The organism is Vandammella animalimorsus, from assembly GCF_002288875.1.
Lineage (GTDB): Bacteria > Pseudomonadota > Gammaproteobacteria > Burkholderiales > Burkholderiaceae_C > Lampropedia > Lampropedia animalimorsus.
The window spans coordinates 131,968-147,493 of the sequence record NZ_NTBH01000004.1; the positions used below are offsets into that span (position 1 = coordinate 131,968).

The 15,526-nt window shown below is 68.5% G+C and carries 14 protein-coding genes and 1 tRNA gene; 10 read left to right on the forward strand and 5 right to left on the reverse strand.

Translation table 11 applies throughout. From position 1 onward, the window contains the following. Positions 1-6: 6 nt before the first annotated feature. Together holA and CLI93_RS07580 are read right to left on the reverse strand one after the other, a co-directional pair. Positions 7-1,077 carry a DNA polymerase III subunit delta gene (gene holA / locus CLI93_RS07575; RefSeq protein ID WP_095541519.1) on the reverse strand — a complete coding sequence of 357 codons (1,071 nt, stop codon included), beginning with the start codon at positions 1,075-1,077 and terminating at the stop codon, positions 7-9. 179 nt (positions 1,078-1,256) lie between these two features. Continuing rightward, the gene (locus tag CLI93_RS07580; RefSeq protein ID WP_095541520.1) at positions 1,257-2,135 is read right to left on the reverse strand and encodes a LysR substrate-binding domain-containing protein; all 879 of its coding nucleotides are present in this window, start codon (positions 2,133-2,135) and stop codon (positions 1,257-1,259) included. Between the two features lie 202 nt (positions 2,136-2,337). Here CLI93_RS07580 and CLI93_RS07585 point away from each other — a divergent pair, with 202 nt between their 5' ends. Then, on the forward strand, positions 2,338-3,444 hold the full coding sequence (locus tag CLI93_RS07585; protein ID WP_095541521.1) for an NAD(P)H-dependent flavin oxidoreductase: 1,107 nt from the start codon (positions 2,338-2,340) through the stop codon (positions 3,442-3,444). Positions 3,445-3,550: 106 nt separating this feature from the next. On the opposite strand, the gene aroB is transcribed toward CLI93_RS07585, so the two are convergent. From aroB to trhP, 3 genes are all read right to left on the reverse strand, one after another. Next, positions 3,551-4,693 (reverse strand): 3-dehydroquinate synthase, encoded by a 1,143-nt coding sequence (gene aroB, locus CLI93_RS07590; protein ID WP_095541522.1) that lies wholly within the window; start codon positions 4,691-4,693, stop codon positions 3,551-3,553. Between the two features lie 69 nt (positions 4,694-4,762). Beyond that, positions 4,763-5,326 (reverse strand): shikimate kinase, encoded by a 564-nt coding sequence (locus CLI93_RS07595; protein WP_095541523.1) that lies wholly within the window; start codon positions 5,324-5,326, stop codon positions 4,763-4,765. Between the two features lie 17 nt (positions 5,327-5,343). Next, positions 5,344-6,747: a prephenate-dependent tRNA uridine(34) hydroxylase TrhP gene (gene trhP / locus CLI93_RS07600; RefSeq protein WP_095541524.1), complete on the reverse strand. Its 1,404-nt coding sequence runs from the start codon at positions 6,745-6,747 to the stop codon at positions 5,344-5,346. Positions 6,748-6,940: 193 nt separating this feature from the next. Between trhP and CLI93_RS07605 the strand changes: the two genes are divergently transcribed. The 9 genes from CLI93_RS07605 to CLI93_RS07645 all read left to right on the forward strand — a co-directional run bounded on the left by CLI93_RS07605 (position 6,941) and on the right by CLI93_RS07645 (position 15,514). Further along, positions 6,941-7,017 (forward strand) — tRNA-Val (locus CLI93_RS07605). 132 nt (positions 7,018-7,149) lie between these two features. Then, positions 7,150-7,839 (forward strand): SIR2 family NAD-dependent protein deacylase, encoded by a 690-nt coding sequence (locus CLI93_RS07610; RefSeq protein ID WP_095541525.1) that lies wholly within the window; start codon positions 7,150-7,152, stop codon positions 7,837-7,839. Between the two features lie 53 nt (positions 7,840-7,892). After that, positions 7,893-9,344: a UbiA family prenyltransferase gene (locus tag CLI93_RS07615; RefSeq protein WP_095541526.1), complete on the forward strand. Its 1,452-nt coding sequence runs from the start codon at positions 7,893-7,895 to the stop codon at positions 9,342-9,344. Next, a complete protein-coding gene (locus tag CLI93_RS07620) occupies positions 9,341-10,735 on the forward strand; it encodes an FAD-binding oxidoreductase (protein WP_238945721.1) in 1,395 nt (464 codons plus the stop codon). The genes CLI93_RS07615 and CLI93_RS07620 overlap by 4 nt, the downstream gene beginning before the upstream one ends. Positions 10,736-10,794: 59 nt before the next feature. Then, a complete protein-coding gene (locus tag CLI93_RS07625) occupies positions 10,795-11,547 on the forward strand; it encodes an SDR family NAD(P)-dependent oxidoreductase (protein WP_095541636.1) in 753 nt (250 codons plus the stop codon). 1 nt (position 11,548) lies between these two features. Continuing rightward, positions 11,549-12,004 (forward strand): GtrA family protein, encoded by a 456-nt coding sequence (locus tag CLI93_RS07630; RefSeq protein ID WP_095541527.1) that lies wholly within the window; start codon positions 11,549-11,551, stop codon positions 12,002-12,004. Between the two features lie 19 nt (positions 12,005-12,023). Beyond that, entirely contained in the window at positions 12,024-13,352 is a 1,329-nt protein-coding gene (gene earP / locus CLI93_RS07635; RefSeq protein ID WP_095541528.1) for an elongation factor P maturation arginine rhamnosyltransferase EarP, read from the forward strand. Positions 13,353-13,362: 10 nt separating this feature from the next. Beyond that, complete coding sequence (locus CLI93_RS07640) at positions 13,363-14,001, forward strand: MBL fold metallo-hydrolase (protein WP_095541529.1); 639 nt, start codon at positions 13,363-13,365, stop codon at positions 13,999-14,001. Positions 14,002-14,095: 94 nt separating this feature from the next. Beyond that, positions 14,096-15,514: an AmpG family muropeptide MFS transporter gene (locus CLI93_RS07645; RefSeq protein WP_095995736.1), complete on the forward strand. Its 1,419-nt coding sequence runs from the start codon at positions 14,096-14,098 to the stop codon at positions 15,512-15,514. Positions 15,515-15,526 lie beyond the last annotated feature (12 nt).

Here is a 15,526-nt window from a genome sequence, read left to right on the forward strand (position 1 = left end):
CAACGCTCAACGGGCACTGTGCGCCAGACGGCACATCTGCATGCCCAGGCGCTGCAGCGCAGCGGGCGCATCCTGCGGCCAGGCCGGGTGCTTCAGGCCCTTGCAAATGCCATCGACCACATGGGCCGATTGCAGCAGCCGCGCCAGCGCGGGCAGGCGCAGCCTGGGCAATAGGCGTTCGAGCAGTTTTTCCTTCGGCCCCCAGGCGCGCGCCAGGCGCAGCGCTTGCGGCATGGGCGCGCCGTCGTCCAGCGCCTGGCGCGCCCGGTACAGGCTGAGGATGTCGCCAGCCAGCACGCTGTGCAGGCGCACGGCGGCCTCGCCCTCGGCCAGCAAGGCGGCCAACACGCGCTGGCTGCGCAAGGTTTGGCCCGAGAGGATCGCCTCGGACAAATCCTGCAGACTGTAGCGCGCCACGTTGAGCACGCTGGCCTCGATCTGCTCGCGCGACAGCACGCCTGGCGGGTAGAGCAGGCCCAGCTTTTGCACCTCCTGGTGCGCGGCCATCAGATTGCCTTCCACGCATTCGGTGAAGAAAGCCAGCGTCTGCAGGCCCTCCTCGCCGCTGGCCACGCTCTGGCCCTGGGCCTTGAGGCGCTGCGCCAGCCAGGCTGGCATGTCGCGCCGCGCCACAGGGTCAATGCGCAGCACCACGCCGGCCTGCTCCATGGCGGCAAACCAGGGCGTTTGCTGCATGCTGCGATCGGCGCGCGGCAGCAGCACGATCAGCAAGGTGGCATCGGCGCTGGGGCCACTGGCGGCGGCCTGCTCGGCCAGCTGCTGCAGCACCTGAGCGCCTTCCTTGCCGGGCTTGCCGGTGGGCAGGCGGATTTCAACGATCTGCCGCTGGGCAAACAGGCTTTGGCTGGCGCTGGCGGCCAGCACCTGCGACCAGTCGAACTGGGTGGCCGAGCCAACGAAGGCGCTGCGCTCGGTAAAGCCCTGGGCGCGCGCTGCCGTGCGCAGCGCGTCCAGCGCCTCCTGCTCCAGCAGCGGCTCGTCGCCGTGCAGGACATACAGCGGCGCCAGGCGCTGCGTGAGGTGCTGGGGCAGTTGCGAGAGGGTCAGGGCGGGCATGGGCAGGCATGGTGGGCCGGGCGTGCGGTGCCGGGCAAAGCAAGGCGCACTATACCTGCGGCCTGGGGACTTGCCGGGCAAGGCCTTGGTGTGGATGTGTGGCGTGCAACGATTCTCAGATTGAAGCGCCGTGAGGCATCTGGCCATTGCAAACCAGGTTTTCAGGCAGGGTGCGTGGCTCAGTGGGCTGCTGCGCCGCGCCGTTTGAGCAGCGTGAGCCATTCTTGCAGCGCCAGGGATTGCTCGTGCGTGCGCCAGACCAGCAGCGTGTCGGCATGGCCTGCGGGCAGGCTCTTGAGTTCTGCAGGGGCTTGCGTCAGCGCCAGCACGCTGGCGGGCATCAAGGCCACGCTGCTGCCTGCGCAGACGCAGGCCAGCATGGCATGGTAGGAGCCGATCTCGTGTACCTGCCAGTCGCTGGAGCCGGCCACACCCAACAATGCCTCGGCCATGCTGCGGTAGGTACAGCCCGGCGCAAAGGCAGCCAGCGAGCGCAGCGGCACGTCGGCGGCGCGGCGTACTTGCGCCAGACTGGCAGGCAGCAGCAGGCGCAGTGCCTCTCGCCACATGCGCCGGCCTGACAACCCCAGATCCGCCAGTGTGTGCGCATCGCCCGGGGGCAGGGCGACGAAGGCCGCGTCGAGCTGGCCGCGGCAGAGCTGTTCGAGCAGTTGGCGCGATGGCCCGGTGCGCAATTGCAGCTGCGTGTCGGGATACAGCGCGTGATAGCGCGCCAGCAGTGCTGGCAGGCGGCTGGCGGCGCAGCTTTCCATGCTGCCCAGGCGCAGCACGGCGCCCGCCTGGCTGGCATTGACGGCCTGGCGGGCCTGCTCGTGCAGGGCCAGCAGGCGCTGCGCGTAGTCCAGCAGGCGCTCGCCCGCTGGCGATAGAGTGATGCGCCGGCCACTGCGCACCAGCAAAGTGGCATCGAGCTCGGCCTCCAGCTGCTGGATGCGGGTACTCACATTGGACGGCGCACGGCCCAGGCGCAGCGCCGCCTGGGTGATGCTGAGCTCGGCGGCCACAGTGCAGAAGATCTTCAGCGATTCGGTGTCCATGAAATTCTCATTTAAAGAATGAAATAGAAAATTAATTCTTTGATTGGGAATAGAATCTCTGCCGTTTTGAGGCCTTGAGCAGGCTCTCAATGCAGGTATTTCACACATCTAGAGCGTGTTATGCACTTGGCGCTCTCGCGGGGGGCGCAAAGTGCATAACACGCTCTAGGGTCTGTTCGCCCTACTGAAGGAGCACATTGTCATGCAAGGTTCAGCACCGTTCCTGGCCCAGCTGGGCATGGCCTGGCCCATCATCCAGGCACCCATGGCCGGGGTGGCCACGCCGCAGCTGGCGGCGGCGGTGTCCAATGCTGGCGGGCTGGGCTCGCTGGGCCTGGGCGCCAGCACTGCGGCGCAGGCGCAGCAGATGATCGAGCAGACGCGCGCCTTGACCTCGCGGCCTTTCAACGTCAACGTGTTTTGCCATGCCCCGGCGCGGCGCGATGCGGCGCGCGAAGCGCGCTGGCTGGCCCATTTAGCGCCTCTGTTCGCACAGGCTGGCGCGGCCGCGCCGCAGGGCTTGAGCGAGATCTACCGCAGTTTTGTGGAGGATCAGGACATGCTGCAAATGCTGCTGGCGCAGCGCCCGGCAGTGGTCAGCTTTCACTTTGGACTGCCGCCGGCCGACTGCATCCAAGCCTTGCGCCAGGCAGGCATCCGCTTGCTGGCCACGGCCACCAGCGTGCAGGAGGCCCAGGCCATCGAGCAGGCCGGGCTTGACGGCATCGTGGCTCAGGGCATCGAAGCTGGCGGTCACCGGGGCATGTTCGATCCGCAAGCACCCGATGAAGGCCTGAGCACGGCTGTGCTGCTGCGGCAACTGGTGCGCCGCTGCCGGCTGCCGGTGGTGGCCGCCGGCGGCATCATGGATGCTGAGGGCGTGCAGGCGGCGCTGGCGCTGGGCGCCGCCGCCGTGCAGCTGGGCACGGCCTTCATCCTGTGCTCAGAGTCGGCCGCCAATGCGCGTTACCGCGCCGACCTGCAATCGCCGCGCGCTGCACAAACGCGGATGACAGCGGTGCTCTCGGGCCGCCCGGCGCGCGGCATTGCCAGCGCCTTCATGGCCTATGGCCAAGCACCCGATGCACCGCCACCGCCCGATTACCCAGTGGCCTATGACGCAACCAAGCAATTGCTCGCTGCCCTGGCCCACTTGCCTGCAGATGGGCAAGGCGGCTGTGCCACCTTGTACGAAGCGGCACGGCAGGCGGCCCCCCACTGGGCTGGGCAAGGCGCTCCACTGGCCCAGGCCCTGCCAGCGGCCGAGCTGATGGCGCAATTGACGCAAGGCTTGCGCCCGCTGGCTTGAAAACCACCTCACGGGCTGCAGCGCCGCACACATCTTTTCTTTTGGGGCGGCCTGCAGGGCGCAAAGCCACACCATGGGGCAGCAGCCCGCCATGGCTGCACTGTGCTTATGCCATTGCCTGCAGCAGCAGGGCCTGTACGGTGGCGTCGTCCACCTTTTGCGTGATGGCCTTGCCCGGCTGCTGCAACACCACGAAGCGCAGCGCCCCGGCCTGGGTTTTCTTGTCCACGCGCATCAAATCCAGGTAGCGCTGGGCGCTGGCGGCGGCATTGGCGGCCAGCGGCGGCGCCTGCACAGGCAGTTGGGCCTGTTGCAGCAGGGTCTGCAGGCGGGTGGCGAAGTCGTCTTGCACGGCCAGGCCCAGCCGCTGCGACAGCGCCGTGGCCAGCACCATACCGGCGGCCACGGCGTGGCCGTGCAGCCATTGGCCGTAGCCCATGCCGGCCTCGATGGCATGGCCGAAGGTGTGGCCGAAGTTGAGGATTTCGCGCAGCCCGGCCTCGGTTTCATCGGCGCTGACCACGGCGGCCTTGATCTCGCAGCTGCGCCGGATGGCGTGGCGCAGCGCCTCGGTCTGGCGTGCCATCAGCTCGGGCATGTGCTCTTGTAGCCAGTCGAAGAACGCCATGTCGTAGATCGGGCCGTATTTGATGACTTCGGCCAGGCCGGCGCTGTATTCGGCCGCCGGCAGGGTCTGCAGCGTGTCCAGGTCGCAGACCACCAGGCGCGGCTGGTAGAAGGCGCCGATCATGTTCTTGCCCTGTGGGTGGTTGATGGCGGTTTTGCCGCCCACCGAGGAATCGACCTGCGCCAGCAGCGTCGTGGGCACTTGCACGAAGGGCACGCCGCGCATGTAGCAGGCGGCGGCAAAGCCGGTCATGTCGCCGATCACGCCGCCGCCCAGCGCATACAGCACCGTCTTGCGGTCAGCGCTCTGCGCCAGCAGCACGTCGAAGATTTGGTTGAGCACCTGCCAGTTCTTGTGCGCCTCGCCGTCGGGCAGCACGATGGTTTCGACCTTGGCGTAGTGCGGCTGCAGGCGCTGGCGCAGGGCCTGGGCCAGCAGCGGCGCGACGCGCTCATTGCTGACGATGTAGGCGCTGCTGCCAGCCGGGAAGTGCGCCTGGGCCTGTTGCCACAGCGCCTGACCCTGGCCGATCAGAATGGGGTAGGAACGCTCGCCCAGCGCGATCGGCACAAGGTCGATGGCTGCGTCCGCTGCACTGGTCTGGGGGGTGGATGGGTTCATGTGCTTGGCGTGCCGCCCAGGGGCGGGCTGAAAAACAAGAGACGAAAAAACAAGCAGCGGCGCGGCCCTTCAACCAGGGCCGCTGGCGGGCGCGTGGCTGGCTGGCTGCGGGCAAATGCCCAGCGGGCGCAGATGGCGCTCGATGGCTTGCAGAGTGCCGCGCATGCCCAGGCCCTCAACCTGCACGGTGCAATCGGCCGTGTCCTGGTAAAGCGGCTGGCGCTGGGCGTGCAGCTCGCGCAGCCGCTGCAGCGGGTCGGCCACCTGCAACAGCGGGCGCGTGCGGTCCTGGCGCACGCGCTGCAGCAGCATCTCTGGCGGCGCGCTGAGGTAAATGGCCTGGCTGTGCTGGCGCAGCGCAGCGCGGTTCTCGGGCCGCAGCACGATGCCACCGCCGGTGGAGATGACCAGTGGTTCGCTGCCCTGCAATTGCTCGGCCAATACGCGGCTTTCGATGTCGCGGAAGGCCGCCTCGCCCATGCGCTCGAAGTATTCGGCGATGCGGCAGCCGATGTGCTGCTCGATGACGTGATCCAGATCGACGAAGGGCCGCCCGTAGTGGCGCGCCAGCTTGCGCCCGATGGTGGTCTTGCCGATGGCCGGCATGCCAATCAGCGCGATGTGCAATGCCATGCCTGCGCCTTCCCTGTTCAGGCCGCGCCGGCCTGCTGCGCCGCAGCCGGCAGCAGGCGCGCCACCAGCGCCCCCTGGGCCGGCCCTTCGAGCGGGAACCACACGCGCAGCGGGTTGCCAGCGGCCACTTCAATCGACGCGCCATCGGCGTTTTGCATGGTTTCCAGCTTGATGAGGCGGTTGCCGCTGGGGTGGATGATTTCCAGCGTGTCGCCCACGGCGAAACGGTTTTTGGTTTCCACCTCCACCCAGCCATCGGCGCGCACGCCGCGCACTTCGCCCACGAACTGGCTGCGCTGGGCCACGGAGTGGCCGGTCTCGTAGTTCTGATAGCTGTGCGCCGGGCGACGCTCCAGCAGGCCGCCGGTGTAGCCCCGGTTGGCCAGGCCCTCCAGCTCGGTGATCAGCTCAGGGTTGAAGGGGCGACCGGCCACGGCATCGTCGATGGCGCGGCGATACACCTGGGCAGTGCGCGCCACGTAGTACAGGCTTTTGGTGCGGCCCTCGATCTTGAGCGAATCGACGCCGATGCGCGTGAGGCGCTCGACGTGCTCCACGGCGCGCAAGTCCTTGCTGTTCATGATGTAGGTGCCGTGCTCATCTTCCATGATGGGCATCAGCTCGCCGGGGCGGCCCACCTCCTCGATCAGATAGACCTGATCGGCCTTGGGGTGGCGAATGCCGTCGCCGCAAGCGGAAAAGGCCTTGTCGGCTTCTTCCTGCAGGCCCTGGAAGCTGAAGTCCCGGCCCAATTGGTCAATGGCCAGCGCCTCGCCCGTGTTCGGGTCGACGGCGGCGGCGTGGGTCTTGTAGTCCCAGCGGCAGGCATTGGTGCAGGTGCCCTGGTTGGGGTCGCGGTGATTGAAATAGCCCGAGAGCAGGCAGCGGCCCGAGTAGGCAATGCACAGCGCACCATGCACGAAGACCTCGATCTCCATGTCGGGGCAGTCCTGGCGGATTTGCTCGATCTCTTTGAGGCTCAATTCGCGCGAGAGGATGATGCGCGAGACGCCCACCTTCTGCCAGAACTTCACCGAGGTGGAATTGGTGGTGTTGGCCTGCACCGAGAGGTGGATGGGCACGTGCGGCCACTTCTCGTGCACCAGCATGATCAGGCCCGGATCGGCCATGATGAGCGCGTCGGGCTTGAGCGCAATGACCGGCTCGATGTCGCGCAGATACGTGCGCACCTTGTCGTTGTGCGCCAGCAAATTGCTGGTGACGAAGAATTTTTTGCCACGCGCGTGGGCTTCCTCGATGCCTTGCTTCAGCTGCTCCAGGCGGAACTCGTTGTTGCGCGCGCGCAGGCTGTAGCGCGGCTGCCCGGCGTACACGGCATCGGCGCCAAAATCGTAGGCGGCGCGCATTTTTTCCAGCGAACCGGCCGGCAGCAGCAATTCAGGGCTGAATGTGGTGGTCATGGTGCATCCCATACAGGCAGGCAGCGGCACATGGGCGGTGAGAGATTCTCGTGGGGAAGGCCGCAGCCAAGGCCGCGATTATCCCCGGCCAAGCCAGCGCCTGCCATGCACGCGCCAACAGGGCAAACAAAAAATTGCACCAGTTTTCCAGCAACGGCCAAAAACACCCCTATAATCGCGGGCTTCGGCAAACAGGCGCGTAGCTCAGTTGGTTAGAGCACCACCTTGACATGGTGGGGGTCGTTGGTTCGAATCCAATCGCGCCTACCAATGCTGCAACAGCAGTATGGGCCAGGGCCATATGCAAGGCTGCGACGACCTCCTGATCAGGAGGTTTTTTTACGCCTGCCGCATCCCCGCGCACAAGCACAGGCTGCGCTGGCGCACCCTCAGGAGGCATGCATGAAACAGCACATCGTCGTCTTCAGCGGCGCGGGCATCAGCGCCGAGAGCGGGCTGCGTACCTTCCGCGATTTCGACGGCTATTGGCACGAGTACCACATCGACGAAGTGGCCACCCCCGAAGGCTATGCCGCCAACCCCGCGCTGGTGCTGGAGTTTTACAACCTGCGCCGCCGCGAAGTGCGCGCCGCCCAGCCCAATGCCGCGCACCTGGCGCTGGCGCAGCTGCAGCAGCACTACGAGGTCACGGTCATCACGCAGAACATCGACGACCTGCACGAGCGCGCGGGCTCGGCGCGCGTCATCCACGTACACGGCGAGATCACCAAAGGCCAGAGCAGCCGCGACAGCCAGTTGATCGTGCCACTGAGCAAGCCCGACATCGCCCTGGGCGAGCTGGCGCCCGACGGCAGCCAGCTGCGCCCGCACGTGGTCTGGTTCGGCGAGGCCGTGCTGTGCCTGGACGAGGCGCTGCAGGCCATGGCCAGCGCCGACAAGGTGCTGGTCGTAGGCACCTCGCTGTCGGTCTTCCCCGTCGCCGCTCTCGTGCAAGAGGCCCCGCCCCATGCCGAGAAAATCCTCATCGCGCTGGATGTGCAGCAGGTGCCGCCACACTACCAGTTCCGCCCTGGCCGCGCCACCGAGCTGGTGCCGCCGTTGGTGCAGAGCTGGCTGCAGCAGGCCGCCTGAACCTGGCCTGACGCCAGGTCGCTACCACCCCCACCAAGGCCGTCATCAAACCCATGCCAACCACCACCTCGCCCCCGCTGGTCGTCGATCTGGACGGCACGCTGATCCTGACCGACTCGTTGCAAGAGCTGGCCCTGGCGCAATGCAAGAACAGCCTGTGGCAGGCGCTGCGCATTCCCGTCTGGCTGCAGCAGGGCAAGGCCCAGCTCAAGCAGGCCCTGGCCGAGCGCAACCCGCTGGATGCCGCCAGCCTGCCCTACCACCAGGAGCTGCTGCAATGGCTGCGCGCCGAGCAGGCCCAGGGCCGCACGCTGGTGCTGTGCACCGGGGCCGACCAGCGCGTGGCCCAGGCGGTGGCCGAACATCTGGGCCTGTTCAGCGCCGTCATCGCCAGCGATGGGCAGCACAACCTCACTGCCGCCCGCAAGGCCCAGGCCCTGGTGCAGCGCTACGGCGCGCAGGGCTTTGACTACGTGGGCAATTCGCGCGATGACCTGCCCGTCTGGCAGCAGGCGCGCCAGGCCATCGTCGCCAACGCGGCCCCTGCCGTGCAGCAGGCCGCGCAGCAGCAAGGCAATGTGGCGCGCAGCTTCCCCGCGCCCGCGCGCGATGCGCGCAGCCTGCTGCGCATGCTGCGCCCGCACCAATGGCTCAAGAACCTGCTGCTGTTCGTGCCCCTGCTGGCCGCGCAGCAGTTCGGCAACGGCGCGGCCTGGGGGCAGCTGCTGCTGGCCTTTTTGTCCTTCAGCCTGTGCGCCTCGGCGGTTTACATCGGCAATGATTTGCTCGACCTGCAAAGCGATCGCCAACACCCTCGCAAATGCCAGCGCCCCTTCGCCAGCGGCCGCATCCCCGTAGCCTGGGGCGTGGCGCTGGCGCCGCTGCTGCTGGCCGCCAGCCTGGGGCTGGGGCTGCTGGTTGGCCCGGCCTTTCTGGCCTGGCTGGCGGTGTACTTTGCGCTGACCTGCTGGTATTCGCTGAGCCTCAAGCGCCTGGTGCTGCTCGATTGCCTGACGCTGGCCGGGCTGTACACGCTGCGCATCGTCGCTGGCGCGGCGGCCGTGGGCCTGGTGCTGTCGCACTGGCTGTTCGGCGTCTCGGGCTTCATGTTCCTCTCGCTGTCCTTTCTGAAACGCTACACCGAGCTGCACATGCTGGCGCAGCGCGGCAGCGGCCAGGCCAGCGCCCACGGGCGCGGCTATCTGTCCCAGGATGCGCCGCTGGTGCAGGCGCTGGGCGTGGGCGCGGGCTACGCCGCCGCTGTGCTGTTGGCCCTGTACCTGGACAGCAATACCGCGCGCACGATGTACCGCCTGCCCGAGGCCATCTTCCTGGCCATTGCCGTGCTGGTCTATTGGATCAGCTGGCTGTGGCTGCAGGCGCACCGCGGCCAGATGCACGACGACCCGGTGTTCTTCGCCATCAAGGACCGCACCAGCCTGCTGTGCGGCCTGGCCTTTGCCGCCACGCTGGCGCTGGGCATGCTGGGCCTGCCATGGGCATGAGCACCAGCCAGCGCCAGGCCACCATGCCTGCCACCGTGCCCGTCAGCGCCTGGGGGCGGCTGCAGGCGGCCGAGCACCAGCTGCTGGCGCCCGATGCACTGGCCCCAGAGCAGCCCTGGCCGCAGGCGGCGCAGGGCGCCAGCGTGCTGCCGCATGGCATGGGGCGCAGCTATGGCGATGTCTGCCTCAACCCTGGCGGGGCGCTGTGGCTGGGCCGCGCACTGGATCAGTGGCTTGAGTTCGACGCCCAGCAAGGCCTGCTGCGCTGCCAGGCTGGGGTGCAGCTGGGCGAGATCCAACGCCTGCTGGCGCCGCGCGGCTGGATGCTGCCCGTCACCCCCGGCACGCAGTTCGTCACCGTCGGCGGGGCCATCGCCAACGATGTCCATGGCAAGAACCACCACGTCATGGGCAGCTTTGGCGAGCACGTGCGCGCGCTGACGCTGCTGCGCAGCGACGGGCGTCGCATCGCCTGCGCCCCCGGCCAACACGAGGACTGGCTGCGCGCCACCATCGGCGGCCTGGGCCTGACCGGGCTGATCACCGAAGCCACGCTGCAACTGCGCCGCGTGGCAGGCCCCTGGCTGAAGGCGCAAAGCATCGCCTTCGAGCGCCTGGCCGATTTCTATCCGCTGGCCGAGCAGTCCGAAGCCGACTGGGAATACACCGTGGCCTGGATCGACTGCCTGCACCCGCAGGGGCGCGGCATCTTCATGCGCGCCAACCACTGCCAGGCGCACGAGGCCACGCCCGCGCACGCGCCCCGACAGCCCCAGCGCAGCATGCCCGTCACGCCGCCGCTGTCGCTGGTCAACCCGCTGAGCCTGCGCGCCTTCAACTGGGCCTACTACCACCTGCAGCGCCGCAGCGCGCAGGCCACTGCGGCGGGCCAGGCCGGTGGCGCCGTCAGCCATTACCGGCCATTTTTCTACCCGCTCGATGGGCTGGCGCACTGGAACCGCATGTACGGGCCACGGGGCTTTTACCAGTACCAATGCGTGATCCCGTTCGCGCCCGCGCCGGGCGCGGCCGGGCCGGCCGGGGCCGATGCCATTGCCGCGCTGCTGGAGCAGATTGCGCGCAGCGGCCAGGGCTCCTTCCTGGCCGTGCTCAAGACCTTTGGCCAGCGCCCGGCGCCCGGCATGCTCAGCTTCGTGCAACCGGGCATTACGCTGGCGCTGGACTTTCCCAACCGGGGCCAGGCCACGCTGCGGCTGTTCGAGGCGCTGGACGCCATCGTGCGCGCCGCCGGCGGGCGTCTTTACCCGGCCAAGGACGCGCGCATGCCCGCCGAACTCTTTCAGGCCAGCTACCCACAGCTGGCGCAGTTCCTGCCCTACCGCGACCCGGGCATCAGCTCGGCCATGTCGCGCCGCCTGCTGGGCTCATGAGCCAGGCGGCCCGCAGCCCCTGCAACGCCCGCATCCCCCCGCACCACCCACACCACACCATGAGCACAAGCCAACACATCGTCGTCATCGGCGCCACCTCCCACATTGCACAGCAATGCTGCCGCATCTGGGCCGAACAAGGCCCTTGTGAGTTCCTGCTGGTGGGCCGCGATGCGCAGCGCATCGAGCAAGTCGCAGCCGACCTGCGCGCGCGCGGCGCGGCCGTCAGCGCCCAGGTGCAAACGCTGGATTTCGACGACCCGGACGCCGCAGCAGCCCTGGCGCGCAGCGCGCAGGCCCGGCGCCGCGTGGACATCGCGCTCATCGCCCACGGCGCGCTGCCCGATCAGGCCCAATGCCAGAGCGAGCTGCGCGCCGCGCAGCAGGCGCTGCAGATCAACGGCCTGTCGCCAGCGCTGCTGGCCGAGGCCTTTGCCGGCCCCATGCAGCAGGCCAACCATGGCCGCATATGCATCATCGGCTCCGTGGCCGGGGATCGCGGGCGCAAGAGCAACTACGTTTATGGCGCGGCCAAGGGCCTGCTCGAACGCTACGCCCAGGGCCTGCAGCACCGCCTGGCCGGCACGGCCGTGCGCGTGACGCTGGCCAAGCCCGGCCCGACCGATACGCCGATGACGGCCCACCTCAAGCAAGGCGGCGCGCGCCTGGCCAGCGCCCAGGCCGTGGCCCAGCGCATCGTGCGCGCCATCGAGGCTGGCCGCCCCGTGGTCTATGCCCCGGCCAAATGGGCGCTGATCATGCTGGTCATCCGCAGTCTGCCGCGCTGGGTGTTTCACAAGCTCGATATTTGAGATGCGCCTGACCCTGCTCTACAGCCTGTTTTGCGCCCTGGCCATTGCCGTCAACATCGGCACGCAGGAGGCCGTGGTGCGCCTGGGCCACTGGCTGCAGCAGCAGCTGGACATGGCCACGCCGCTGCCGGGCCTGATCCTGCTGTCCATCGCCGCGGGCACGGGCACCGGGCTGGTCGTCAAATACCTGCTGGACAAGCGCTACATCTTCCGCTTCCAGCCCCAAAGCGCCGCGCACGACGGCAAGACCTTTGTGCGCTACACCCTGATGGGGCTGGCCACCACGCTGATCTTCTGGGGCTTCGAATACGGCTTCTGGCTGATCTTCCAGAGCGCATCCATGCGCTACCTGGGCGGCGTCATCGGGCTGGTGCTGGGCTACATCAGCAAATACCATCTGGACAAGCAGTTCGTCTTCACCCCTGCTGCAGCGGGCTCGCAGGGCCGTTCGGCCTGAGACGCTGCCACGCACCGCCATGCCCGCCACCGACACAGCCGCGCCGCCCCTGGCCTGGGACCTCTTTTGCCGCGTCATCGACAACTACGGCGATGTCGGCGTCTGCTGGCGCCTGGCCTGCGACCTGGCCGGGCGCGGCGACAGCGTGCGGCTATGGATCGACGAGCACAGTGCGCTGCGCTGGCTCAGCGACGCGCCGGCCTCGCTCTGGGATGCGCCGCCGCCCTGGCAGCACCAAGGCGTGCGCATCCTGCCCTGGGCGCTGGCCGAAAGCCTGGCCCCTGGGCAACTGGCGACGCTGGCAGACCTGGCGCCAGCCCCACCGGCCCGACCAGCGCCGCGCCAAGTGCTGATCGAAGCCTTTGGCTGCGAGATCCCCGATGCCTACCTCAACGCCCTGGCCCAGCTCGCCAGCGGCCAAGCCGGCCCTGCCAACGCCATTGGGCCGCACCCCTGGCCGCTGTGGCTGAACCTCGAATACCTCTCGGCCGAGCCTTACGTGGAGCGCATGCACCGGCTGCCCTCGCCAGTGATGTTCGGCCCGGCCGCAGGGCAGAGCAAAACCTTTTTCTACCCTGGGTTGACGCCGCGCACCGGCGGCCTGCTGCGCGAGCCGGCACTGGCGCAGCGCCAGGCGCAATTCGATGCCACGGCCTGGCGCCGCGCCTTCCTGCAGGCGCAGCCCGCCGCGGCACAGACCGCACACTCGATCGACCACGCCACCCAGGCCAGCTGGATCAGTCTGTTTGCCTACGAGCCTGCCTGCCTGCCGCAGTGGCTGCGCGCCTGGGCCCAGGCCGCGCAGCCCGTGCAGCTGCTGGCTGCGGCCGGGCGCTCGCAAGCCTGGCTGCGCCAGTGCTGGCAGCAGCTGGGCTGGGCCGACTCGCAGCAGGCCACGGCCAGTACGCCCAGCACGCAAGGCGCGTTGACGGTGCACTGGCTGCCCTTCATGCCGCAGGCGCAATTCGACGAACTGCTCTGGGCCTGCGACCTGAACATCGTGCGCGGCGAGGATTCGCTGGTGCGCGCGCTGTGGGCCGCGCGCCCCTTCTTGTGGCACATCTACCCCCAGCACGACAACGCCCATCACGGCAAACTGCAGGCCTTCATGGACTGGCTGCAACCGCCTGAGCACTGGCGCGCCGCCTTGCTGCAACTCAACGGCATGGCCAGCGCCAACGCGCCGCCGCAGCCCTCGCCCAGCAGCGCCCTTCAAGGCACACAACAGGCAAGCTGGGCGCACTGGCAAGACTGCGCACGCACCGCCTGCAGCCGCCTGCAGGCCCAGCAGGACCTGGCCACACAGCTGCGCGCCTGGGCCGCCACCGGTGCGCAGCAGCCCACGTAGAATGCCCGCCATGCTCCAATACCACACCCTCCCCGTCACCGCCTTTGCGCAAAATTGCAGCATCGTGTGGTGCGATGAAACCCGCGAGGCCGCCATCATCGATCCGGGCGGCGATCTGCCGCAGATCCGCGCCGCCATCGAGCAGCTGGGCCTGACGCCCAAGGCCATCTGGCTGACCCACGCCCACATCGACCACGCTGGCGGCGCGGGCGAGCTGGCGCAGGCGCTGGGCCTGCCCATCATTGGCCCGCACCCGGAGGACCAGTTCCTCATCGACAGCCTGCCCGCACAAAGCCAGGCCTATGGCTTTGCGCCGGCGCAGACCTTCATGCCCGCGCGCTGGCTGGGCGATGGCGATCAGGTGCAGATCGGCCAGCAGGTGCTCGACGTCCACCACACCCCCGGCCACACCCCTGGGCACGTGATCTTCCACGCCCCGGAAAGCCGCCTGGCCTTCGTCGGCGACGTGCTGTTTGCCGGCAGCATCGGGCGCACGGATTTTCCGCGCGGCAACCACCAGCAACTCATCGACAGCATCGTGCACAAGCTCTGGCCGCTGGGCGACGAGACGCGCTTTGTGCCCGGCCATGGGCCTGAGAGCAGCTTCGCCCGCGAGCGCGCCAGCAACCCCTTCGTCGGCGGCACCTGAGCCCCGGCGGCCACAGCCCCCCTGCCCTGCCCGGGCGGTGCGCCCGCCCACGCCCCTTGCGCTCCACTGCAGACGAATTGCCTCGCATCTCCGCATGCCCAGCCCCACACCGCCGCCGCCCGCTGCTGCGCCTGCCGCGCCTGCCACGGCCGCCCAGGCCGCGCCCGCCATGCACTGGCTGCAGGCGGCGCGCGTCTATCTTGAGCCGGCCAGCCTGCGCATGCTGCTGCTGGGCTTCTCCGCCGGGCTGCCCATGCTGCTGGTGTTCAACACGCTGGGCTTCAGGCTGCGCGAGGCCTGCATCGACCGCAGCACCATCGGCTTCATCAGCTGGGTGACGCTGGCCTACGGCTTCAAATGGGCCTGGTCGCCGCTGGTCGATCACCTGTCCATCCCCTGGCTGACGCGCCGCCTGGGGCAGCGGCGCAGCTGGCTGCTGTTGTCGCAGTGCTGCATCATGCTGGCGCTGCTGGGCATGGCGCTGCTCGATCCGCGCCAGCAGCTGGGCGCGCTGACGCTGTGCGCTGTGGCGGTGGCCTTTGCCTCGGCCACGCAGGACATTGCGCTGGACGCCTACCGCATCGAAACCGGCGATACCCAGCGCCAGGCCGCCATGGCGGCGATGTACCAGGGCGGCTACCGCGTCGCCCTGATCTGGGCTGGCGCAGGCGCGCTCTGGCTGGCCGCGCGCGGCGAAAGCGCCGGCCAGACAGGCTACCAACAGGCGGCCTGGGCCTTTTCCTACATCGTCATGGCCGCCACCATGCTGGTGGGCATGATCGCCACGTTGCTGGCGCCTGAGCCGCAACGCCCGCCGGCAGCGCCCATGCGCGATCTGCGCCAATGGCTGGCGCAGGCCGTGGTGGCGCCCTTTGCCGACTTCATCGGCCGCTACGGCCGCCAGGCGCTGCTGATCCTGGCGCTGATCTCCGTCTACCGCATCAGCGACATCGTCATGGGCGTGATGGCCAGCACGTTCTACGTGGACATGGGCTACACCAAGGACCAGATCGCCGCCGTCACCAAAATCTACGGCGTGCTCATGACGCTGCTGGGCGCCTTCGCTGGCGGCTGGGTCGCCATGCGCATCGGCGTGCTGCGCGTGCTGATGCTCGGGGCGCTGCTGTCCTCGGCCACCAATTTGCTGTTTGCCTGGCTGGCCCAGCAGCAAGGCCCGCACTTCATCGGCCTGGTGCTGGTGGTCTCGGCCGACAACCTGGCCGCGGGCCTGGCCTCCTCGGCCTTCATCGCCTATCTCTCCAGCCTGACCAATGTGCGCTACTCGGCCACCCAGTACGCGCTGTTCAGCTCCATGATGACGCTACTGCCCAAGTGGCTGGGCGGCTTCTCGGGCCAGTTCGTCGATGCCAATGGCTACGCCCAGTTCTTCACGCTGACGGCCTGCCTGGGCCTGCCCGTGCTGCTGCTGATTGCCTGGATCGCCCGCCTCGACGCGCGCGCTGCGCCCCATCAAGCTCAGACCAGCGGCCCGGCGCGGCAGGACAGCGCCTGACGCACTGTGTTT